This window comes from Neptunomonas marina (assembly GCF_004005935.1).
GTDB lineage: Bacteria > Pseudomonadota > Gammaproteobacteria > Pseudomonadales > Balneatricaceae > Neptunomonas > Neptunomonas marina.
Map to the genome: position 1 here is coordinate 218,594 of NZ_SACQ01000001.1, position 22,781 is coordinate 241,374.

A 22,781-nucleotide genomic window follows, 5' to 3' on the forward strand; every position below is an offset into this window, starting at 1 on the left:
GCACCAGCGCCATGGCAACACTGGCTGTGGCGCTACTCCTCTCGCTGGGCGAGCAGTTTCTGCTTCATATCCTCAAGCTCTAAGCGTAAATCTTTGTTATCCCGCTCTTTGCGTTGTGCCTCCATCCGGTACTTAAAGATATCGTGGTCGCGCTTTTCAAGTTTCTCTTCCAGTCGTGCAAGGCGGGTTAAGTGCTCTTGGTTTTTAAGTTCGAGCTTGTCGATCGATGATTGTAGCTCCCCGATTAAGCCGTGCTGTTCAAGTGCGCTGGTGTCGGTGGTTAGCATACTGCCCGCAGTACTGCTCGGGCCGCCCTTAAGCTCGCTAACGATATGGCTATAAAGCGCTTTGAGATCGCTTGATTCGCGGGTGGAGTAGCGAATATTTTGCTCCATAGCGCGGTGTGCGCTCGCCGCGCCAATGGAACCGGCCAAGATGTGCTCGACCATACGGTGAAACTCCATCAGCTCGATAATAGTGATGTGAGTTTTGCCAGCAACTTGCAGATCTTCACAAATCGTGAAGATCGCATCACGGGACTTATCATCAGACAGATACTGCGCCAGCAGATGCTGGGATTCCTCGAGTTTTGCGCTCAGTGGAATGTAGGAGTCCAAGCCCGTGGGGCGCGCTTTTGCAGGCTTCCTTACGGGGGTAAGCACACTCATAAACTCGGTGGTGAACGTGCGCTCGTCCTTGTGTGGCTGATAGATCAACGAACCGACGACATAAAATATCAAGTTGAAGCTCAAGCTCCAGATCACGCTATGAGCGATTGGGTGGAATCCATCAAGACCAAAAAGTGCCTCTGGCCGCAGCAGCTCAATTCCCCATGGGCCAGCCAGCAAAATATTTGGATCTAGCCAACCGTTCTTGATAAAAGTGGGGATCGCAAGGGTGTATACCCAGATGCCGAAGCCCGCTAGCAAACCTGCGAATGCTCCCGCGCTGTTACCCCTAGGCCAAAAAAGACCACCAAATACCGCGGGTGCAAACTGCAAGACCGCCACGAATGAGAGAAGTCCTATCGCGACAAGAATATAGGAATCACTGAACTCATGCTCGAACCAGTAAGCACTGGCCAGTATCAGGGCAACTAGTGCCCAACGCATCTGCAGCAGATAAGGACGGAGTCCTTGTGCCTTGCTAAACCGCTCTATCGTAGGCAACACCCAGTGGTTAGATACCATGGTTGCTAGCGTCACCGTTGTCACGATAATCATCGCTGTTGACGCGGAGAAGCCACCGATAAACACCAGCATGGTGAGCGCTGACTGGCCTGCCTCCTGCGGCAGCAATAGCGCAAAGTAGTCTGCCTGGTGGTTGGAAAAGTCGCCCAATAGACCTGCGGCGGCGATAGGTATCACAAACAGATTGATCGCTATCATATACAGCGGGAAGACCCACATGGCCGTTTTAATATGGTGTTGATCGGTATTTTCGACCACGCTCATATGGAATTGACGTGGTAGCAGGTAGATACCAGAGAAGCTCAGAATGATCAGCGTAACCCACATGGAGAAGCTATGCTCTGTTGCCGATGCACTGGTTAGGTGAGTAAGCTCTGCCTCTGCGATGCGGGCATTGAGATCACCGATACCGTCATACAGCCCATACAGCACAAAGAGCCCAACAGAGAATACCGCGACAATCTTCACCATACTCTCCACCACCATGACCACTACCATACCTTGGTGCCGCTCGGTGGGATCGAGGCGCTTCGCCCCAAATAGAATCGTAAAGAGGGTCATCAGCAGGGTGACCAGTAACCCACTGTAGGACCACTGATCAGAGCTTTGTTGGGTAATTATCTCAAACGAACTAATGAATGCTTTTAGCTGCAAGGCGATATAGGGGAGCAAACCGGTGAGCGCAATCAGGGTCACGAGGCCTGCGATTTTTTGTGAGCGCCGATATCGCGTGGAGAGAAAATCAGCAACACTGGTGATCCGAAAAACCTCTTTAGCGATGACCATCTTGCGCAAGATGACCCACCAGAGCGCTATACCAATCAATGCGCCAACGTAGATGCCAAGAAAAAGCAGCCCAGAGGTGCTGGCAAAGCCAACACTGCCGTAAAATGTCCAAGAGGTATGATAGATAGCGAGCGAGAGGGCATAGATCCAAGGGCTTTTGAAAGTCTCGCCGGTTGTGGCAACGCGCCGCTCAACCAGCTGCGCGATGCCAAAAAGGCAGGCCATGTAGATCAGGATGGTCGATACAACAACAAGCGGTGAGAACATACGCCTTACTCCACTTCGTCTGCACTAGCTGAGATGTGCGCGTTGTATCTGTGAGCTAGTGCTTCTTAACCTGTTCGCTTGGCGATGGTTCGCAGCCACATTTTGGTGGCACAGGGTCTATTCCACCATCATTCCAAGGGTGACACCGGCCAATTCGCTTGAGACCGAGCCAAGTGCCTTTAAAGATACCGTGTGTCTCAATCGCTTCAATCATATAGTGCGAGCAGCTTGGGTAGAAGCGACAGTTATTCCCAAGCAAAGGGCTAATGAGCAGTTGGTAGCCGCGTACGAGCCCTGTTAGTAGTGTCTTTATCAGTTTCTCAAGCACTGTTAAGAACCATGCATCTTTTGTTCGCGCTCATATTCTTCGTGCTCAGCACGTAGCAGAAGGTCGTCAAAGAGCTGATCTGTCTCGGCTTGAAACTCAGCGGCGCCAGTGGCAATTTTGATTGGGATGGTGCTGTCTGCGATACGCACTTTGCGCTGGCCTAATGCGTTAAGAATACGCTTTTCTACCAAACTGGTTTGCTCTAACGTCGCATCAATTAGGCAAACCACAAAGCTCTTGTTATCTAAACGCGCAACATAATCAGATTCACGCAGCTGCTCTTGCAGAGTGCGCGCAACACAGATCAACGCATGGTCGCCCATGACGTAACCGTACGTTTGATTAATATCGCGAATGTTGGCGATGCTAACGATCAAGATTGAGTAGGGCGTGCGGTAGCGTTTCACTCGTGCAACATCTTGCGAACCCATCGTGAAGAGTTGGCGACGATTAAAAAGGCCCGTTAGCGTGTCGTGGGTGGCTTGGTCTTTGAGGCTTTTCTCCATCTCGACAAGGTCGGAGACATCTTGGAAGAAAAGGGCAATGTGGCTGTCGATAGGTGAAAAGGTAACCCGGTAGTGGTGTAAACCATCGCCGCTGACCAAACTTAAGCGGTGTGTGCTGGCTTCTGCTGACAGTTGAGCATCCTCTGTGAAGGCTTCTAGCGCTTCCACCACGTCGCTGCTTTGATTGAGTTGGCGCAGCGCCATATTGAGCAAGTCATCACGTTGGGTGTGAAATAGCTGAACGGCGGCCTCGTTGGCGTAGTGAATATGGTACTGCGCATCGACTGCAATAGCCGCAGTAGGGCTGCCTTCAAGCAGCGTATCTAACGAGAGAGTTTCATCAACCATAACATTTCCCTAACGGCATTGAATCTGTGCGTACATCATACGATGTAAACAGGTGTTTAGAAACTCGCCCTTGGCCGTATCAAGGCGAGTTTCGCTTCCTTTTAGTCGATCACAGATGCTGTTCAGCATACTCGGCAAGACGTGACCGGAATATACCTTCGAAGTGCACGTTAACGGCGCCTTCATAGCCCTTAAAGCGTTCGACGATATAGGTCAAACCCGACGTTAATGGTGTCAGGTAATTGGAATCGATCTGCGCTAAGTTACCGAGGCAGATCATCTTTGTTCCTTTACCTGAACGCGTCAGGATCGTTTTTAATTGCGAAGGCGTTAGGTTTTGTGCCTCATCAATAATCACAATAGCGTCTTGGATGCTGCGACCGCGAATGAAGTTTAAGGACTTAAACTGAATGTTGGCCTTCTCAATGGCATATTTCACGCTGCTTTGTGGGCGGTCATCGTTTTCATGCATCGCCTCAAGATTATCGTGTATTGCGCTCATCCAAGGCGTCATCTTCTCCTCTTCGGTGCCCGGCAGAAAGCCGATATCTTCTGCAACCGGTGGTGTCGAGCGGGTCACGATGATCTTACTGAAGATCCCTTTTTCGATAACGAGTTCAAGTGCACAGGCTAACGCTATTAGTGTTTTACCAGAGCCTGCGGCGCCGTTAAGAATGGCTAGGTCCAGTGTTGGATCAAGCAGAGCCTGCATGGCGAAAGCCTGATAGATATTGATCGGCTGAATACCCCAGCACGATTGCTGCATAAGTTTATCGTAGCCAAGGTCGCGCAGGATGAGTGTCTCGCCATCGATATCGGCAACGCGTGCCGCGAAGTCTTTGGAGTCGTCGTAGATATACTGGCCAATATATGCGTTGGGTAGAAGGTCATGCGCCACTTTATGGAAGGTGCGCCCGCCCTCTTGGTAGCTCTCGACATCGTCCACTTGCTCCCAAAACACGCCATCAAGATGGGTATGGCCTGCCGGCAGCAGGTCGATATCAGCCACTAACTGGTCGGTACGATAGTCCTCTACCTTTTCAAGGCCAGCCCCCAGTGCTTTGAGGCGCATATTGATATCTTTGGTCACCAGAATGACTTGGCGATCTGTTTCAAGCGACTGCAGATGTAACGCGCAATTGATAATCAGATTATCTTTGTTGCGGTTGTTGGGCAGTGACTCTTTGGTGGCTTGTAGTTCGTGGTCTGGGAAGATGCTGAGCTTGCCTAGCTTCGTGCTATGGCTTTGGGTCTGGTCTTCTCCTGGCAGAAAAATGGGTACGCCCCGTTTTATCTGAGCCGGAGAGTGAGCTTTGGAGAGTATTTCGTCGATCGCCCGGATGGCAAAGCGAGCCTCTTGGGCCACATTCTTCTTGCGATCTTTGATATCGTCGAGCTCCTCCAGAACAGTCATGGGGATGGTGACATCCTGCTCTTTAAACTCGTAGAGACAGCGAGGATCATGGAGTAGTACGTTGGTGTCGAGAATGTACAGCTTTGTAGCACTCATGAGCGTTATCCTTTGCAGCCATGGGTAGCGGTGCAAAATCATATGACTTTGCCCTCTTCATGATAGTCTATGACAGATGACGGAAAAGCGACATTAAGGAGTCAGATGTGGAGTATCGTTCAATTGTGGTGCTGACCGGCGCGGGTATTTCTGCGGAATCAGGTATTCGAACGTTCCGCGCGAGCGATGGTTTATGGGAAAATCATCCCATTGAGGAGGTTGCCACACCTGAAGGCTTTGCGGCAGACCCAACGTTAGTACATCGCTTTTACAATGCTCGCCGCGCGCAGCTGCAGGATACGGCGGTCGTTCCCAATGCCGCACACTTAGCCTTGGCTGAGTTAGAGCAGCACTTTGCCGGAGAGTTTCTCTTGGTCACTCAAAATGTCGATAACCTCCATGAGCGCGCTGGCAGCCATGCTCTGCGCCATATGCACGGAGAGTTATTGCGCTTGCGTTGTAATGAATCGGGGTACTCCTTTGATCACCATGGCGATAGCTCTGAAAACGAATCGTGCGTTTGTTGCGGCTTGAAAGGCACCTTGCGCCCAGACATCGTGTGGTTTGGTGAGATGCCGATGTTTATGGACGAGATTTACACCGCATTGAGTCATTGCGATCTTTTTCTATCGATCGGGACATCGGGGCATGTTTATCCCGCCGCGGGGTTTGTCGAGGTCGCCAATGAAGCGGGTGCACACACGGTTGAGATCAACCTTGAGCCGAGCCAAAAGCAATCGCACTTTAAAGAGCATATTTACGGCTTGGCGAGTGAGTGTGTGCCTGAGTTTGTGAACTCACTAATAACCGCTGGCCGCCAGTAGTTTCGTGGACGTCGTGCTGTTGTTTTTTGAGTCACGCTTGTAGTTACAGTTCTTGTAGTTACATTTTTAGTTGCGTTGAATCTGGCTAGGGAGCTTGGCGTGAAATTAGTATGGATCTACGGGCCGCCAGCTGCAGGGAAGTTAACAGTCGCTACCTGCTTAAAAGAGCAGTTTGGCTACAAGCTGTTTCACAATCATTTGGCCGTTGATATTGGCCTTGCGATCTATGATCGGTTTGGCGAGAAAGACTTTCTCAGTTTTACCAAGCAGGTCCGCCAACTTGCGCTAGCTAAAGCGAAGGAGATTGGCGTTTCTCATCTTGTGATGACCCACATGGCCTGTGCTGATCATGATCGAGAGATCATGGAAGATTACCTCGCCTTCTTTCTATCGCAGGGGATACAGACGTATCCTGTACACCTACAGCCAAGCCGTAGCGCGCTCTTAGAGCGTGCCATAAGCGATGAGCGAAAACCTTCACACAAGCTCTCTGACTCAAAAAAAGTCGCAGCACTGCTCGATAAACAACCGTTTGCAGCCATAGAGCATGAGAACGGCCTTGTTATCGACAATACCGAACTGACCGCGGAGCAGGTCGCCGGCGTGATTCATCGCCACGTAGACTAGAGATAGTTAGCAAAAGTGTCATCTGTCAGCAGTATGTTGGCATTTGCAACCTAATAAAGGATTGAGTGTGTTGAAAAAACTCTTAGCTGCTTTTTTATGGGCCGTTAGCATTGGCGCTTGTGCCAGTGACTACCCTGTCGCTGTTGTGACAGCAGACGCCGTCAGTAGCAGCCGCGAAACGCCCATAGAGGTGGTGTTTTGGTACCCCAGTGTGAGCGAAGGGAAGCTAAAACAGATTGGCAATACACGGGTCTTTGCGGTACCCGAAGTGCTGGACGGCGCGCAACCTGTCGATGGTCGTTTTCCTGTGATAGTGCTCTCTCACGGAGGTATTCGTGCCGCGTTTAGCCACTATAGCTGGGTTGCCCGTTCGCTGGCGCGCAAGGGTTTCATTGTGGCGACACCGGTGCCACCGGATCCGCGCGCGATCACTGCAAGTTCCGCATTTAATGAGTTGGCGCTGCGTTCCGCTGATCTTTCAAGTGCGCTAACAGCACTCCAGCAACATGATCTTTTGGCAGCGCATAGCCGCTTTGAGCAGGTGTTCGGTGTTGGCTTTTTCGTTGGAGGCGCTGCAGTTTTATCGCTAGCGGGAATGGAGTTTGATATTGGCAGATTAATGCAGACCTGTAACCGAGCTAACAGCACAGTCGATTGCGCTTGGTTAGCCCGAGAGGGCGTTGAGTTAACCGCGCAGGTGTTACAGCCGCTGGCAGGTTCCAGAAAGGACCGCCGTATAGCGGGAGTGCTAGCGATCAACCCAGAGTTTAGTGCTGCATTTGGTCTTAGCCGCATCGGTGTGCCAGCCAACGTTCTCGAGCTAAATCGATCAGGGCAGGAGGCGCTGGCGTTTAACGATGCGGCCCGCGCCGCGCTATCGATTGATTATCAAGCAGAGCCCAGTATCGCCGCCATGAGTGCATTTAGCGTATGCACCGAAGAGGGGAAAGCGATGCTAACAAAGGTGGGAAGTCCTATCTGTGACGAACCGGCGGATGAGTCTCGGGCGGCACAGCAGCAGCGTTTGTTAGCGCAGATCACAAGCTGGCTAGCGACGCAAACAGCGGCGCATGATGGAGCGCCGTAGCCCGAGGTGGCCACGCCCTTTGTTGTCATCGTAAGGGCTAGAGAGGCCGTATCAGTTTAACTGCCACTAAGTCATCTATTCACCTGCGCTTAGGTCAATGCTGGCATCAAGATAGATTAACTTGCTGTAATACAAAGGTTTAATCTGTCATAAAAGTGGACTATGGTGAAAAGACCACTGCGTCATCAAAGGCATGCCGCTGATCGTTAGCGCTTTATTTATTAGCTGCATGGCCCGTTCTGGAGGTTGTGTATGATTAAAGAACATTTTATTAACGCGAAAGTGACGCCGTTGGCGAGCTTAGATACGTTATCCCCCCATGAGGTCGCCAAGCTTCAGGATATCAGTAAAGGCGGTCTTTATCGTTTGTTTCGCCAATGTTGCTTGGCCGTCTTAAACACCGGTAGCGAAATGGACAGTACCAGCCAAGTACTCGATAAGTTTCGTGATTTTGATATCCGCATTGCTCACAAACATCAGGGTGTTCAGTTGGAACTGATCAACGCGCCTGCGTCCGCGTTTGTGGATGGCGAGATCATTCAGGGTATCCGTGAGCACCTCTTCACGGTGTTACGAGACCTGCTGTATATCGGCGATGAGCTTGATCAATGCTGTGATGGTCTCGACGAGACCGGGCGTACAACCAACACCGTATTTCATATCCTGCGCCATGCGGCGGCGATGCGGCCACACATAAAACCGAACCTCGTGGTGTGCTGGGGTGGCCACTCCATCAAGCGCCACGAGTACGAGTACACCAAGAAGGTCGGCTATGAGCTAGGGCTGCGCAGTTTTGATATCTGCACCGGTTGCGGCCCGGGGGCGATGAAAGGCCCGATGAAAGGCGCGGCGATTGCTCATGCTAAGCAGCGCAAAGCCAATCCGCGTTATATCGGTTTAACTGAGCCTGGCATTATCGCGGCCGAATCGCCTAACCCCATCGTCAATGAGCTGGTGACACTGCCCGATATCGAGAAGCGCCTAGAAGCTTTTGTGCGCCTTGGGCACGGTATTATTGTGTTCCCAGGTGGTGCCGGAACGGCAGAAGAGATCCTCTATATGTTGGGTATTTTGCTCCATCCGAAAAACGCGGATGTGCCTTATCCGTTGGTGTTCACCGGCCCACAAGGAAGCGAGGCATACTTTGAGACGGTAGATCGTTTTATCCGCACAACACTGGGTGATGAGGCGACGAAACGGTACCAGATTATTGTTGATGACCCGCATGGTGTCGCTGTGACAATTAAAGAGGGGATGGAGCAGGTACTGGCGTACCGTAAGCAGACCGATGAATCATTTCACTTTAATTGGCAGTTACATATCCCCGAAGAGTTTCAGCAACCATTTGAGCCGACGCATGAGGCGATGGCGCAACTGTGCTTAAAAGAGGGGCAGCCTGATTATATTCTGGCCGCGCAACTACGCAGAGCGCTCTCTGGTATTGTGGCTGGCAACGTGAAAGAACCTGGGGTGCTTGCCATTGAGAAACACGGCCCGTTCGAGTTGACTGGTGACAAGGTCATTATGGATGCACTAGATGAGCTGTTGGAGTCATTCGTGAATCAGCATCGTATGAAGATCAATCACGAAGAGTATGTGCCCTGCTATCGCATCGTTAATTAGGCAATAAAAAAGCGCACCGAGCGTTTTGCTGGGTGCGCTTATACGGAGCAGAGGTGCTGTTACGGACGCTCAAGCAGTGCTGCGATACCTTGTCCGCCACCAATACACATGGTGACAACGGCATATTTACCCTGAACTCGCTCGAGTTCGTACAGCGCTTTGACGGTGATAATGGCACCCGTTGCGCCGATAGGGTGGCCTAAGGAAATGCCTGAACCATTCGGGTTAACTTTATCGCTAGGTAGCTCCAAGTCACGGCAAACCGCGAGTGCTTGTGCGGCAAACGCTTCGTTCACTTCCCAAACGTCGATATCAGCGACCGATAGACCTGCGTTATCAAGCAGCTTTTTCACCGCTGGAACCGGGCCGATACCCATATATTTGGGTTCGACACCGGCAAATGCGTAGCCTTTTAATTTAGCCATCGGCTTCAGGCCGCGCTTCTCAGCTTCGGCTGCGCTCATCAGTGTGACTGCCGCAGCTGCGTCGTTCAGGCCTGATGCGTTACCTGCTGTCACAGTGCCATCTTTTTTGAAGACTGGACGCAGCTTTTCCATATCTGCAACTTCACAGTTTAAGCGGATATGCTCGTCGGTATCGAACACCGTTGTGCCCTTACGGCTGACAAGCTCAACTGGCATGATCTGTGATTTGAAACGACCTTCTGTTGACGCGGTTTCGGCACGGTGGTGGCTTTGCGTTGCGAGTGCATCTTGGTCTGCGCGGCTGATTTGCCATTTTTCAGCGATATTTTCAGCAGTGATGCCCATATGAGTGTCGTCGAACGGGCAGGTCAGTGCACCGACCATCGCATCAACGATTTGGCCATCACCCATGCGTTGTCCAAAACGTGCGCTTGGCATCCAGTACTGCGAGCGGCTCATAACCTCTGCGCCACCGGCAACCGCAGCATCGCATTCGCCGAGTTCAATTTGTTGAGCCGCAGTAACAATGGCCTGTAGACCACTGCCGCAGAGGCGATTGACGGTTACAGCGGGTGTTTCTTTGGCTAAGCCACCGTTAACTGCAGCGACACGACTGAGATACATATCCTGACGCTCGGTGTGAATAACATTGCCAAAGACGCAATGCCCGAAGGCGTCTGCGTCTGCATTGGAGCGGTTGACTGCCTCAGCGACGACGGCTGCAGCAAGCTCGCATGGCGTTTTTGTTTTTAAACTGCCACCAAAACCGCCGATCGCTGTTCGTACACCGCTAAGGATCACAACTTCGTTCTGACTCATTCTTATTCACCTTTCCTGTTTGCACTGTGTCTTGATGTTAAAACAAACGTTTGCGACAGGTCATCGGTGCAGCTAAGCAAATAGGCGTAAAATTAGACTAATGAATCATCCAGTTGCACCGGACATTAGCGACGTTTAGGGCGTGGTGGTATATTTAGCAGCGCTTAAAGTGGGAACGAGTTTTGGTTTGAAGAACAAGTTAATAGTTACACTGACCACCGTAAAGGGTTCTAGGCAGTATTCGCTCGGGCAGTTAGCGCGCTATGTGATCGCGTTGTTTATTGTGCTCACGATGCTGAGCTTTGCGGTGTCTAATTGGTTGCTAGTGCGTACGCAAGATGATCTAGCGGTACTTGAAGAGGATCATCAGCAACTGACAGATCAGTACGAGCTGATGCTGGGTACGCAAAGCCTATATAAAACAGAGTTAGACCAGCTCAGTGCATCTTTATCACGTGTGGCCTTCGAGCGGGATCGGCTGCAAGCCGAGAACATCCGTATGGGCGATCAGCTGCAGGAGGAGACCATTCGCGTAGGAGAGCTGCATGCCACATTGGGTGCAAGCCTCAACGGCTTGGAGGCGATGCTCAACTTAGATACCACCGAAGAGGTCACGCCTGAACGCTTAGAACAGCTCACATTGATGGCGAACCAGCGTCTCTTTATGCTGAACAGCATTCCAAACGGGTTGCCGATTCAGCCGCTGCGTATCACCGACAAGTTTGGTATGCGGATGCACCCTATTAAGAAGCGGCGTATTATGCATAACGGTATTGATTACAAAGCTAACATCGGTACCCCTGTTTATGTTACGGCAGATGGTGTTGTGGAGTATGCAGGCAATAAAGGCGACGGCTACGGTAAACAGGTGGTTGTACTGCATAACTTTGGCTTTAAAACAGTGTATACGCACCTAAATTCCACCAATGTGAAGCGGGGTGAGCTGGTTCACAAAGGGCAGAAGATCGCTGAAAGTGGCAATACGGGTAAGTCGACAGGCCCGCATCTGCATTATGAGGTAAGATATCTCTATAAACCGCTGAATCCGGCGCATTTTGTGTCTTGGAATATCGCCAATTTCGATACAATTTTTTCAAACGTAAAGAGTGTTAAATGGGCATCCTTAAAAAATCTGTATCCGCTAAATCAATCCGCTCAGCCATAACGATCATCGCTGAAGGCAACAAGTTTACCGGTGACATGAGTATCGTCGGAAAGATGCACATAGACGGTATGTTTGATGGCAGCATCAGCTCGTTGGATGATATCTCAATCGGAAAATCTGGCCATGTGACGGGTAGCATCAAAGCTAAGCAGATCATGGTTTCTGGTCTTCTTGAAGGTGAGGTGGTGTGCGATGAGCTGCATATTGAAAAGGGTGGCCAGGTACGTGCAACGGTACTTAGCAAGACCATGGCAATTGATCCTGCAGGCTGCTTTTTAGGAGAGCGCCGCCAGCCTGAGACAAGTATTGGGCGGACTCTGGAAGCCTCTGAGTATAAAGCGGGAGTTGAAGCGATCGATTCTCTCCCTGATAAGATAACCCTGCCTTCCGAGTCTTCTTAATTCTGCGATTATGTGTGAACTATTAGGTATGAGCGCAAATGTCCCGACGGACATCTGCTTTAGTTTTAGCGGTTTGATGCAGCGCGGTGGCGGCACCGGGCCACATCGAGACGGTTGGGGGATCGCCTTCTACGAAGGTAAGGGTGTTCGCTCATTTCACGACCCCGAGCCTAGCTGCCAGTCGCGGATTGCTCAGCTCATCAAAGAGCATCCGATTAAAAGCCTGTCGGTGATCAGCCATATCCGCCAAGCCAACGTAGGCTCGGTCTGTTTAGAGAACACGCACCCATTTATGCGTGAGCTCTGGGGTTACACGTGGGTATTCGCACACAACGGCCAGCTCGATAAAGGCTTGTTTGATTTGCCGCTGAACTTCTATAAGCCAGTCGGTAGTACTGATAGCGAGTACGCATTTTGCTGGTTACTCGGGCAGATTCGCGAGCGCTTCCCTGAGCGGCCGGAAGATTTGGCGGCACTGAGCGACTTTATCCATCAGTGTTGCGAACAGCTGCGTGCGTTAGGCGTTTACAATATGTTGCTGTCTGACTCCTCTCTGCTCTATGCGTATTGCTCGAGCAAACTGTCATGGCTTACACGCCGCGCTCCGTTTGGTGAAGCCACGTTGATGGATGACGAACTCACCGTCGACTTTTGTAAAGAGACCACTCCAAACGATATCGTGACAGTCATAGCAACAGAACCTCTCACCGATAATGAACAGTGGACCGCTTTGCAAAGTGGCGAGCTAGTGCTGTTTCGCGATGGTGTTGATCAGCTCCACCTGACGAGCAATGCTGTTGCGGCCGATTAATCTATTAACGATGTAAGCCGGTCAGCTATCTACCGTCTGCCCTGCAGTCACACTGACACCTGATCCGCTGGCATTTAGCCAGCGTACGCTGTTACCCTTCCCACCAGATAATTTCGACAGATAAACGTCTAAAGGAACACCGTTTGAAAGATGCTATTGCTGCTGTTTCAGCCAAGTTTGATGAATGTTTGATCAAAGATCGTGCGGCGTTACGCCGTAAGCTGGATAAAATCGTTGAGCGCGAAGCTAAGAGCCAACCGATCGATAAGCTTGAAGCAGAGTTCGTTGCCATGTTCGAGAAGAGTTCTCAGCTTGTAACAGAGCGAACAGCAGCCGTGGGTAAAATCGATTACCCGGACCTCCCTATCTCGCAGAAGCGCGACGAGATTGCCGCCTTGATCGAAAAGCATCAAGTTGTGGTGATCGCGGGTGAAACAGGTTCTGGTAAAACAACCCAATTGCCCAAAATCTGTATGGAGTTGGGTTTAGGGCGCTTCGGGTTGATCGGTCATACCCAGCCGCGCCGTCTTGCTGCGCGAACGGTGGCGACACGCATCGCCGATGAGTTGAAAACTGAAGTGGGCCAAATGGTCGGCTATCAAGTACGCTTTACTGATCAAGTCAGTGATGCATCGCAAATCAAGTTGATGACCGACGGTATTCTGCTGGCAGAAAGCCAACACGATCCGCTCTTTTCGCGTTACCAAACACTCATTATTGATGAGGCTCATGAGCGTAGCTTAAACATCGATTTCCTGCTGGGTTACCTTAAGCGTATTCTGCCCAAACGCCCCGATTTAAAGCTCATTATTACCTCGGCCACCATTGATCTGGAGCGATTCTCAAAACACTTTAACGACGCGCCGGTCATCGAAGTGTCCGGCCGCACCTATCCGGTTGAGGTGCTCTATCGCCCTTTGTTGAGTGAAGATGCGCAAGAGGAGCAGCAAGATCGTACCCAGCAAGAGGGTATCCTCGATGCAGTAGAAGAGATTATTCAGCTAGATAAGGGTAAAACTCAAGGGCCAAGGGATATCTTGGTTTTTCTGAGTGGAGAGCGTGAGATCCGCGAAACCGCTGAGCGTTTGCGTAAAGCGGCACTAAAAGACACGGAAATTATGCCACTGTATGCAAGGCTTAGTGTGGCGGAGCAGAATCGTATCTTTCAGGGTAAACGTGATGCCGGACGACGAGTTGTGTTGGCAACGAACGTGGCGGAAACATCGGTGACGGTGCCTAATATTCGTTATGTTATTGACACTGGTGTGGCGCGTATCTCCCGCTACAGTTATCGTTCGAAAGTACAGCGTCTTCCGATTGAGCCGATCTCGCAAGCTAGCGCTAATCAGCGAGCTGGCCGCTGCGGACGTATTGCTCCCGGTACGTGTATTCGTTTGTACAGCGAAGATGATTTCCAACAGCGCCCCGAGTTCACTGATGCTGAGATTCGGCGTACCAATCTAGCGGCGGTTATTTTGCAGATGCTAAATCTGCGCCTTGGTGATATTGCTCAGTTTCCTTTTATAGATCCGCCAGATCGCCGCTATATCAACGATGGTTTTAAGCTTCTCGAAGAGCTTGGCGCTGTCACCACGCAGCGTAAGATGACCAGCTTAGGGAAAAAGCTCAGTAAGCTGCCTGTAGATCCTCGTATTGCGCGTATGATTGTCGAAGCTGAGCACCAAGGAGCGCTACATGAGGTGCTTATTATTGCCAGTGCGCTGAGTGTGCAAGATCCGCGCGAGCGACCGGCGGATAAAAAGCAAGCCGCCGATCAGCGTCATAAAGAGTATGAGCACGAAGACTCTGACTTCATGACGATGGTTAACCTTTGGAACCTTTACGAGGAGCAGCGTCAGGAGCTTTCTCAAAACCAGCTGCGTAAGTTCTGTACTAAACACTTCCTCTCTTTTATGCGCATGCGTGAATGGCGTGATACTCATCGGCAGTTGCATATCAGCTGTAAGCAGCTAGGCATGGCCGACAATAAAGAGCCAGCCACTTACCAAGCGGTGCATACTGCTTTATTGGCGGGATTGCTCAGCCATATGGGCTTTAAGCAAGAGAATAAAGAGTTCTTGGGAGCACGAAACCGGCGCTTCCATATTTTTCCCGCTTCAAGTCAGTTCAAAAAGCCGCCCAAATGGGTTATGGCTGCAGAACTGGTTGAGACCTCTAAATTGTATGCCCGCATGGTGGCGCGTATCGATCCCGTTTGGGCTGAACCGCTCGCAAAGCATTTGGTTAAACGATCTTACATTGAGCCTCGCTGGAACAAGAAGCGGGCGCAGGTGGTTGCGACTGAGCAAGTATCCCTGTTTGGGTTGTTGATCGTGCCCAAGCGCAACATCAATTATGGCCGCATCGATCCAGCAGTAGCCCACGAAATTTTTATCCGCTGTGCGTTAGTCGAGGGGGACTTCCATACACGAGGCCCGTTTTTCAAACACAATCGTCAACTACTTGAGCACGTTGAGCTGCTTGAAGCGAAGTCACGCCGTCGAGACCTACTGGTTGATGAAGAGACTTTATTTGGTTTCTATCATCAGAAGTTTGCAGAGCTTGATGGCAGCCATATTGTGAATGGCGCAGGGTTTGAACAGTGGCGACAGAAAGTTGAAACCGACGCCCCTAAGGCACTTTTTCTGACCAAGAGCGATATCTTGCAACGCTCTGATACTCACGTCAGTAAAGGAGCCTATCCTGATACATTGCCCCATAGAGGCGTTCAATTAAAGTTGAGTTACCATTTTGACCCCGCAGCTCCAGACGATGGTGTGTCGGTTCATGTGCCGGTCGCTTTGCTAAAGCAGCTGCCTATGATGCGTTTACCTTGGCTTGTACCAGGAATGTTACGGGATAAGTGTGAAGCGTTGCTGCGTGGGTTGCCTAAACAACTGCGTAAAAACTTCGTTCCTGTACCCGATTACGCAAATGCGGTGGCGGAAGCGATGGTTTTTGCTGATGGCGATCTATTCGAAGCGATGGCCCACCAATTACTGCGTATCGGTGGTGTGCGTATTGATCCGAATGCGTTACGTGTTGTCGCATTGGATGGTCATTATCTCTTCAACTTAAAGCTTGTGGATGCCAGGGGCAAGGTGATTGCCCAAAGTCGCGATTGGGAAGCGTTGTGCGCCGAGTATGGGCATCTAGCTGATGAGGAGATCAAAAGCGCACCGGGGGACCAATGGGGTAAGAAGGGGCTTACCCGTTGGGACTTCGAAGATCTCGAAGAGAAGATACAGATTAAACAGGCAGGCGGATTGTACGTTGATGCTTGGCCTATGTTGGTTGATAGAGGGGACTCGGTTGAACTGACCGTAGCTATGTCTCCCGACCTTGCTGCAAAAAAGACGGTACAAGGTATCTGTCGCCTGATGATTTTGGCTGCAAATAGCCAAGTTCGTGCCGCCAAATCCAGCCTCAAGGCTCTAAACCAGAATCTGCTCTTCGTAAGTAAGGTCTATACTAAGAAGCAATTAGAGGATGATCTGGTCATTGCAGCCATCAAGCGTATTGCCTGTTTAGATAAGCAGATGGTGAGAAGTCAGTCGGCTTTTAATGCCGCCTTGGCAGCGGTGAAGCGCGATCTTGTCGATACTGTGAAAGAGGTGGCGGCATTGTCTTTTGAGGTGCATCGCTCCTACCATGAGGTGCAAAAAGCGCTCAATAAACAAGTTGGATTTGATTCAGTGACCATTTTGGGCGATATCAAGCAGCAAGTTCAACGGCTGGTCTACAAAGGGTACCTTGCCCATATATCGTGGCAAAACCTCAAAGAGTACCCAAGATATATGAAAGCTGTTGAAATCCGCTTAGAAAAATATCCTCGGGAGCTAACTCAACAAAGACACTTTAGTGAACAGTTGCAAGGCTACATGAGTCGTTATGAACAACGTGCAGAAAGCTTGCTTAAACTAGGGCAATGGGATGAGCGTTTAGATAGCTTTAGATGGTATTTGGAAGAGTATCGCGTACACCTTTTCGCACAGCAGTTAGGCACGGCTGAAGTCGTGTCTGACAAGCGCGTGAAGCAGCGTTGGAATCAGCTACAAAGTGATTAGAATCAATGAATCAGATGCTGTTAAGGTTTGCTAACGATTTGAGTTCCTTGGGGGTTGCACTGATACAATGCGTGTGCTGTAATGCGCCTAATTTAAATCGACGTGCCAAGGAATTTGGCGGGTTAAATAAAAAGTAATACGAATAAACAAGTGAAAGAAACCAAAAAAATATCTTTCATTTGTTTGAAATATTCGAAATGTATAGTATTTTCTTGGTTAGCTGTGTTCATTTATTTGGGCAGGCATCAAGAAAAACTAGAATTCACTACTAGTATGTTGAATATTGAAGGGGAAATGTTGATGAAAAAGTCACTGATCGCTCTGGCTGTTGCTGGCGCTCTGGCTGCTCCAATGGTTGCGCAAGCTGACGCTACACTGTACGGCTCTTTGCGTGTAATGGTTGTTGACCAAGAAGACAGCGAACTAAACGTTGCTGATAACTCTTCTCGTATCGGTATCAAAGGTTCTGTTGACACTGGTATCGACGGCGTTAAAGCTATCTACCGTGGCGAGTGGAAAGTAAACACTGCTGACGGCGCTGACTTCGGTGCAGGTCGTCTGGCTTACGTTGGCCTGACTGGCGGTTTCGGTACTGCTGCTATCGGTCAACAGTGGACTCCTTACTACACGTTCGTAACTGGCGCTACTGATATCCTAGACGGTAAGTCTACTGCTCCAACACAAGACGTTTTCCGTACTGGTAACGCTATCGCTTACGTTTCTCCAGAAATGGGCGGTTTCCAAGGCGCTTTGGTTGCAATCGCTGATGACAACGCTAATGGCGAAGACGTTGACGCGTACAACGTTGCAGCTAAGTACTCTGTTGCTGGTTTCACAGTTGGTGCATCTTTGCTGACAGACGAAGCGTCTGACAACGACATGACTGCGGTATCTGCTGCTTACGCTGCAGGTCCTCTATACGTTGCTGCTTTGTACCAAGACAAAGAAGCTGCTGACGTTAAGCAGTGGGAACTAGCTGGTTCTTACGCTTTCGGCGACACTAAAGTTTTGGCTAACTACATCGACTTCGACAACGACGGTAACGGTTTCGGTCTAGAAGTTCAGCAAAAACTAGGCAAGCAGTCTCGCGTATTTGCTAACATCTACGAAGTTAACGATGACGCAGAAGACATGGGCAAGAAAGACGCTATCTCTGTAGGTATGCGTGTAGACTTCTAATCTCTTAAGATTAGATAGCTCTTAAAAAGACTCCTTCGGGAGTCTTTTTGCGTTTATGGTATATCTGATGCTTAGCTTAGCTTGGCTAAAAACTTATAGGTTTTTATTTATCTCTGTATGACTTAAAATTGCATTTTATTTCGTATCTAGGGCTCTGTTATGTTTGCGTTCACTTATAAGCGTTTTTTTTCGGCGGTTGCAATGGTTGGTGTGATCTCGCTCCAACCTGCGAGTGCTGATAGTGACGTAGACCCTTTAGAAGGCTTTAACCGAAGTGTTTATAGCTTCAACAAGGCCGTAGATCGTGTCGTCTACAAACCGTTAGCTCAAGCTTATACTAGCGTTACGCCAGATCTTGTTGAGAAGGGAGTACATAACTTCTTTTCGAATATTGGCGATGTCACAACATTGCTAAACAGCGTCTTACAGCTGAAAGGTGAGGCTTCAGCTATATCGTTATCGCGTATTATGTTTAATACAACCTTTGGTTTGGGTGGTGTTCTTGATGTGGCGACCCCCATGGGTTTGCGAGAACAGACCGAAGACTTTGGTCAAACGCTTGGCTACTGGGGGGCACCATCCGGGCCTTACGTCGTTCTGCCTTTGCTCGGTCCTTCAAATGTACGAGATACCGTTGGTTTGGCCGTTGATATCAACACGGATGTTTGGGGTAGGGAAGCTAAGCCAACTGACTCTAAAAATGTGGGTACAGGATTGCGACTATTGGATCGTCGGGTTCAGCTCTTCCCCGCAGAGCGACTTGTAAGCGGAGATGAATACGTTTTCGTCCGTGATGCTTATATGCAAAGACGAGAGTTTCTTGTGCAGGATGGGCGTTTTGACCAGCAATTTGATGAGAGTGACTTTTAAACCAGAGCAGTGCGCGAGCGATGCTTTATTTAGATGTTAAAGCGGCCCTTATTGGTTTCCCCGATGAGCTAAGCACTGATGCTTTAAAGTCTTCCTTGAAAGGTGCTGGATTCGATCTGGTACCTGATATCTCTGATCGAGTGCCCCTATCTGATATTGGTTTGTTTGTTGTTTTTGTTTCTCTGCCTGAACAAGCGAATCTCATTCTAGAGTCATTACCATCTGACGCACTTAAAGTTGCAATCGTTCCCAACGCGCTATCTGGAGATTTCGCTTTGTTGGCGCTGCGCGCAGGTTATAGCAATGCCTTCAGCCTTGCAGCAATAGATCAGGACCTGAGTTGTTTCGAGGCATGGTTGACTACAACGTTAAGACTTTGCCAAGCTGCAGCGGGCGGGCCGTCGTATCAAGAGCAGCTTGAAAACAGCATTGCAGAGTTGGAAGAGGACCAGCGAGCCGCCTATCAGGTGCAGAAGAAGCTGTTACCTGCTGCCTTAGAGTCGATCAATGGTCTGACTTTTCAGTATTACCTAATGCCGTCGCTTATTGTGAGCGGTGACTTTGTTGATGTGATTAGTGTCAATGATAGCTTAACGATATTTTATCTTGCCGATGTCTCCGGCCATGGTGCATCGTCTGCACTGGTTACAGTGTTGTTAAAAAACTTAATGAGTCGTTTGGTGCGTAATTATCACAGGCGATCCAGTTTTGACATATTATCACCAAAGCATATTGCTGAGCGCATTAACAAAGAACTCGTTAGTCTCTCTTTAGATAAACATCTGACCATCGTCATTTGTCTTTTTGATGCGAAATTGCAGACGTTGCTCTATACCGTAGCGGGACATCATCCTGCTCCTATTTTGATAACCCGTGATGCTGTGACGGAGCTCAAGTGTCAGAGTATGGCGGTAGGTCTGTTTCCTAACCCTATCTTTTCTGAGGCTAGTGTGGTGCTGCCGACAGACTTTACTTTAGTGCTTTGCTCAGATGGTGTGTTTGATCTGCTACCAGAGCAAAGCGTAGACAAGAAGCGAAAGCGCCTATCTAATTTGGTTCAGTCGATGGCGAATGATTTTGAGTCATTATCTGACCGACTGATTCGAGTACACGAGAATAGCAACGAGCGCGCCGACGATTTAACCGTTATGCACGTATCGCGAGGCAAGTTATGACTGAGGGAGCAATCTATCATGGTATTCATGATGGACACTACATTCTTCGATTTGTTGGAGATGTGAGGCTTACGTTATGTACGTCATTAGATCTGCATATTGAAGACGCATTTGCACATCAAGAGTTTGACGACATTCTTGTGGATTTGACTGAATCAGACTGTCTCGATAGCACTACGTTAGGCTTGATCGCTAAGTTAGCAAATAAGGCGCAGATACAGGGCCTGCAAATGCCGGTATTGATCTCTACCAACGGAGACATTAATCATACATTGAAGTGCATGGGCTTTGATCAAGTGTTTGTAATGTCAGAGTGTTTGGAGTGCTCGCATTTGGCCGCTGATAAGTTAGATCTTGTTCAAGAGGCTGCTGAAGATATGCAGCAAAGAATCATCAATGCTCATCGTGTTTTAATGTCGATGAATAGGAACAACTTTGAAGCGTTCAGTAGTTTGGTGCAAACTTTAGAGAAAAGTTAGAACTAAAGCATTATAGGGATATCGAGAAATTAAGAACTTTTCCTATATTTTAAACCCCGTGAAGGTCGTAACATAAGCCTTGTCAGTGAGGTTACACGGATGTACGCCAGAAGGATTTGGTGATTCAATATGGAATGAACCTCGGACAACTACAACGGGATGTTAGTAGTGACCTGCAAGGATCGCAGGGGAAGGGCTCGTAGCAGGATGCGACAGAGCCCTTTGTTTTTTCTATATCTCGCTAAGAAGCTTCTCTAGCTTTTCTTGATCCGCTGCAAAGTTGCGTATTCCTTCAGCTAGTTTTTCTGTGGCCATTGCATCTTGGTTCATGGCCCAGCGGAAGCCTTTCTCATCTAAAACCACTTTTTGTTGCTCCGACTTGCCGTTCGCTTGCGTTAGCTTTTGTTCAAGCGGTGCTGTTGTTTTTGCAAGCTCTTCCAGTAAGTTCGGGCTGATAGTCAATCTATCACAGCCTGCCAGCTGCTGGATTTCACCAATGTTTCTAAAGCTTGCGCCCATGACAATAGTTTTGTAGCCATTAGCCTTGTAGTAATTGTAAATCTTGGTAACTGATTCAACGCCTGGGTCGTTTTCAGCGGTATAAACGGTGTCGCTGTTATTTTGTTTAAACCAATCCAAGATTCGACCGACAAAAGGTGAAATAAGGTACACACCTGCTTCCGCACATGCTGCGGCCTGCGCAAAGCTGAAAAGCAGCGTAAGGTTGCAGTTGATGCCTTGTGCTTCCAGTGCTTTGGCAGCTTCAATCCCTTCCCATGTAGAAGCGATCTTAATTAATACGCGCTCCCGACTAATTCCTGCTTCTTCATAGAGAGCAATCAAGCGTTTGGCTTGAGCAATAGTAGCGTCGCGGTCGAAGGATAAGCGTGCGTCCACCTCCGTAGAAATGCGCCCAGGGATGATACGCAGAATCTCTGTGCCGATGAGAACGTTGAGTTTCTGGACCATGAGGTTGAGCTGCTCGCTCGAGTCATCCGATTGGCTTTGTGCCCAAACTTTTGCGGCAGAGAGTAGCGGCTGATAACGAGGTAATGCGGCGGCTTTTAGCAGCAAAGATGGGTTTGTTGTTGCATCAAGTGGCGTGTAAAGCTGAATCGCATCAATATCGCCGGTGTCGGCAACCACATCCGTCATCTGTTTGAGTTGGGCTAACTGGTTTTCCACGTTCTAGTCCTTTTTCGGTTCTTCATGCACTTTATCGAGTGCATCTAAAATAACATTGATCATAGCGCCGGGTTTATGGGCCTGCTCGCTGATATGACGACGAAACTGCTTACCACCCCGAACGCCATGAAACAGACCTAATATGTGTCGGGAGATATGGTTTAGCGGTACCCCTAAACTCAGTTGTTGCTCAATGTACGGCACATAGTTTCGTAGTATGTCGCTGCGGCTGACCTCTGCCGACGGGGCCCCGTAAATCGTGTGGTCGACATCGGCCATTAAGTAGGGATTATGATAGGCTTCTCGACCAAGCATCACGCCATCAACATGTTGCAAGTGTGTTTCACTATCAGAGAGCGTTTTGATCCCGCCATTTATAATGATTTCGAGATCCGGAAACAGCGCTTTTAGCTTATAGACTCGGTCGTACTGCAGAGGTGGAACATCGCGATTCTCTTTTGGGCTTAACCCAGCCAGGATCGCTTTGCGGGCATGGACAATAAAAGTTTTGCAGCCTGATTCTGCTACGGTCGCCACGAAGTTGTGTAGGTGTTGATCGTTATCTAAGTCGTCAATGCCGAGGCGGTGCTTAATTGTGACGGGCAGTTGGGTGGCTTCACGCATGGCAATCATGCAGTCTTTCACTAGCTCGGGATGTGCCATCAAGCAAGCACCTATCATGTTGTTCTGCACACGATCACTCGGGCAGCCGACATTTAGGTTGATTTCGTCATAACCATAACGCTCCGCGATTTGGCAGCTCTTGGCCAGCTCTTCTGGGTTACTGCCACCTAGCTGAAGTGCTACTGGATGTTCGGTGTCGTTAAAGGCCAAGTGCCGCTCTTGATCGCCAAAGATAATAGCGCCGGTGGTGACCATCTCGGTGTAGAGAACAGCATGTTTAGAGAGGGTGCGATGAAAGGCCCGGCAGTGTCTGTCTGTCCAGTCCATCATAGGTGCAATACAGAAACGTCGGTTCAGTGTATTCCGCGTGTTCATTGGCTTAGAGCTTGATTCTACAGTGTTTTGCAAGTGCTGGTTTTCCGTTGTTTATGTCGTTTCGCGTCACATTTAGCGAGTGGTAACCGTTGAGCCAATATGGCCGCAAT

The 22,781-nt window shown here is 49.5% G+C and carries 19 protein-coding genes; 12 read left to right on the top strand and 7 right to left on the bottom strand.

What is annotated here, in order from left to right; genetic code table 11:
* Positions 1–32: 32 nt before the first annotated feature.
* From EOE65_RS01020 to EOE65_RS01035, 4 genes are all read right to left on the bottom strand, one after another.
* Positions 33–2,243, bottom strand: coding sequence for a sodium:solute symporter family protein (locus EOE65_RS01020; RefSeq protein ID WP_127692433.1), 2,211 nt, complete (start codon positions 2,241–2,243; stop codon positions 33–35).
* A 55-nt stretch (positions 2,244–2,298) separates the two neighbouring features.
* Positions 2,299–2,571 carry a membrane protein insertion efficiency factor YidD gene (yidD, locus tag EOE65_RS01025; RefSeq protein WP_127692434.1) on the bottom strand — a complete coding sequence of 91 codons (273 nt, stop codon included), beginning with the start codon at positions 2,569–2,571 and terminating at the stop codon, positions 2,299–2,301.
* A gap of 2 nt (positions 2,572–2,573) precedes the next feature.
* Entirely contained in the window at positions 2,574–3,425 is an 852-nt protein-coding gene (locus EOE65_RS01030; RefSeq protein WP_127692435.1) for a GGDEF domain-containing protein, read from the bottom strand.
* A gap of 109 nt (positions 3,426–3,534) precedes the next feature.
* A complete protein-coding gene (locus EOE65_RS01035; RefSeq protein WP_127692436.1) occupies positions 3,535–4,935 on the bottom strand; it encodes a PhoH family protein in 1,401 nt (466 codons plus the stop codon).
* 107 nt (positions 4,936–5,042) lie between these two features.
* Between EOE65_RS01035 and cobB the strand changes: the two genes are divergently transcribed.
* The 4 genes from cobB to ppnN all read left to right on the top strand — a co-directional run bounded on the left by cobB (position 5,043) and on the right by ppnN (position 9,096).
* Positions 5,043–5,759, top strand: a complete 717-nt coding sequence (gene cobB / locus EOE65_RS01040) for a Sir2 family NAD+-dependent deacetylase (RefSeq protein WP_127692437.1) — start codon at positions 5,043–5,045, stop codon at positions 5,757–5,759.
* A gap of 99 nt (positions 5,760–5,858) precedes the next feature.
* A complete protein-coding gene (locus tag EOE65_RS01045) occupies positions 5,859–6,386 on the top strand; it encodes a DEAD/DEAH box helicase family protein (protein ID WP_127692438.1) in 528 nt (175 codons plus the stop codon).
* 67 nt (positions 6,387–6,453) lie between these two features.
* Positions 6,454–7,473: an alpha/beta hydrolase family protein gene (locus EOE65_RS01050; RefSeq protein WP_127692439.1), complete on the top strand. Its 1,020-nt coding sequence runs from the start codon at positions 6,454–6,456 to the stop codon at positions 7,471–7,473.
* 252 nt (positions 7,474–7,725) lie between these two features.
* Positions 7,726–9,096: a nucleotide 5'-monophosphate nucleosidase PpnN gene (gene ppnN, locus EOE65_RS01055; RefSeq protein WP_127692440.1), complete on the top strand. Its 1,371-nt coding sequence runs from the start codon at positions 7,726–7,728 to the stop codon at positions 9,094–9,096.
* Between the two features lie 59 nt (positions 9,097–9,155).
* On the opposite strand, the gene EOE65_RS01060 is transcribed toward ppnN, so the two are convergent.
* Positions 9,156–10,340 carry an acetyl-CoA C-acyltransferase family protein gene (locus EOE65_RS01060; protein WP_127692441.1) on the bottom strand — a complete coding sequence of 395 codons (1,185 nt, stop codon included), beginning with the start codon at positions 10,338–10,340 and terminating at the stop codon, positions 9,156–9,158.
* A gap of 187 nt (positions 10,341–10,527) precedes the next feature.
* Between EOE65_RS01060 and EOE65_RS01065 the strand changes: the two genes are divergently transcribed.
* From EOE65_RS01065 to EOE65_RS01100, 8 genes are all read left to right on the top strand, one after another.
* Positions 10,528–11,505: a peptidoglycan DD-metalloendopeptidase family protein gene (locus EOE65_RS01065; protein WP_127692442.1), complete on the top strand. Its 978-nt coding sequence runs from the start codon at positions 10,528–10,530 to the stop codon at positions 11,503–11,505.
* The gene (locus tag EOE65_RS01070) at positions 11,454–11,906 is read left to right on the top strand and encodes a bactofilin family protein (protein ID WP_127692443.1); all 453 of its coding nucleotides are present in this window, start codon (positions 11,454–11,456) and stop codon (positions 11,904–11,906) included. Before EOE65_RS01065 ends, EOE65_RS01070 begins: the two co-directional genes overlap by 52 nt.
* A gap of 10 nt (positions 11,907–11,916) precedes the next feature.
* Positions 11,917–12,717 (top strand): class II glutamine amidotransferase, encoded by an 801-nt coding sequence (locus EOE65_RS01075; RefSeq protein ID WP_127692444.1) that lies wholly within the window; start codon positions 11,917–11,919, stop codon positions 12,715–12,717.
* A gap of 143 nt (positions 12,718–12,860) precedes the next feature.
* Positions 12,861–16,784 carry an ATP-dependent RNA helicase HrpA gene (gene hrpA / locus EOE65_RS01080; RefSeq protein ID WP_127692445.1) on the top strand — a complete coding sequence of 1,308 codons (3,924 nt, stop codon included), beginning with the start codon at positions 12,861–12,863 and terminating at the stop codon, positions 16,782–16,784.
* Positions 16,785–17,084: 300 nt separating this feature from the next.
* On the top strand, positions 17,085–17,963 hold the full coding sequence (locus EOE65_RS01085; protein ID WP_240656888.1) for a porin: 879 nt from the start codon (positions 17,085–17,087) through the stop codon (positions 17,961–17,963).
* Positions 17,964–18,122: 159 nt separating this feature from the next.
* Positions 18,123–18,833, top strand: a complete 711-nt coding sequence (locus EOE65_RS01090) for an MlaA family lipoprotein (protein WP_240656889.1) — start codon at positions 18,123–18,125, stop codon at positions 18,831–18,833.
* 20 nt (positions 18,834–18,853) lie between these two features.
* Positions 18,854–20,008, top strand: coding sequence for a PP2C family protein-serine/threonine phosphatase (locus tag EOE65_RS01095; RefSeq protein WP_127692446.1), 1,155 nt, complete (start codon positions 18,854–18,856; stop codon positions 20,006–20,008).
* On the top strand, positions 20,005–20,487 hold the full coding sequence (locus tag EOE65_RS01100; RefSeq protein WP_127692447.1) for an STAS domain-containing protein: 483 nt from the start codon (positions 20,005–20,007) through the stop codon (positions 20,485–20,487). The genes EOE65_RS01095 and EOE65_RS01100 overlap by 4 nt, the downstream gene beginning before the upstream one ends.
* Positions 20,488–20,718: 231 nt before the next feature.
* Here the strand turns inward: EOE65_RS01100 and tal are convergent, their stop codons facing one another.
* On the bottom strand, positions 20,719–21,672 hold the full coding sequence (gene tal / locus EOE65_RS01105) for a transaldolase (RefSeq protein WP_127692448.1): 954 nt from the start codon (positions 21,670–21,672) through the stop codon (positions 20,719–20,721).
* Positions 21,673–21,675: 3 nt separating this feature from the next.
* Entirely contained in the window at positions 21,676–22,671 is a 996-nt protein-coding gene (gene dusA, locus EOE65_RS01110) for a tRNA dihydrouridine(20/20a) synthase DusA (protein ID WP_127692449.1), read from the bottom strand.
* Between the last annotated feature and the right edge of the window lie 110 nt (positions 22,672–22,781).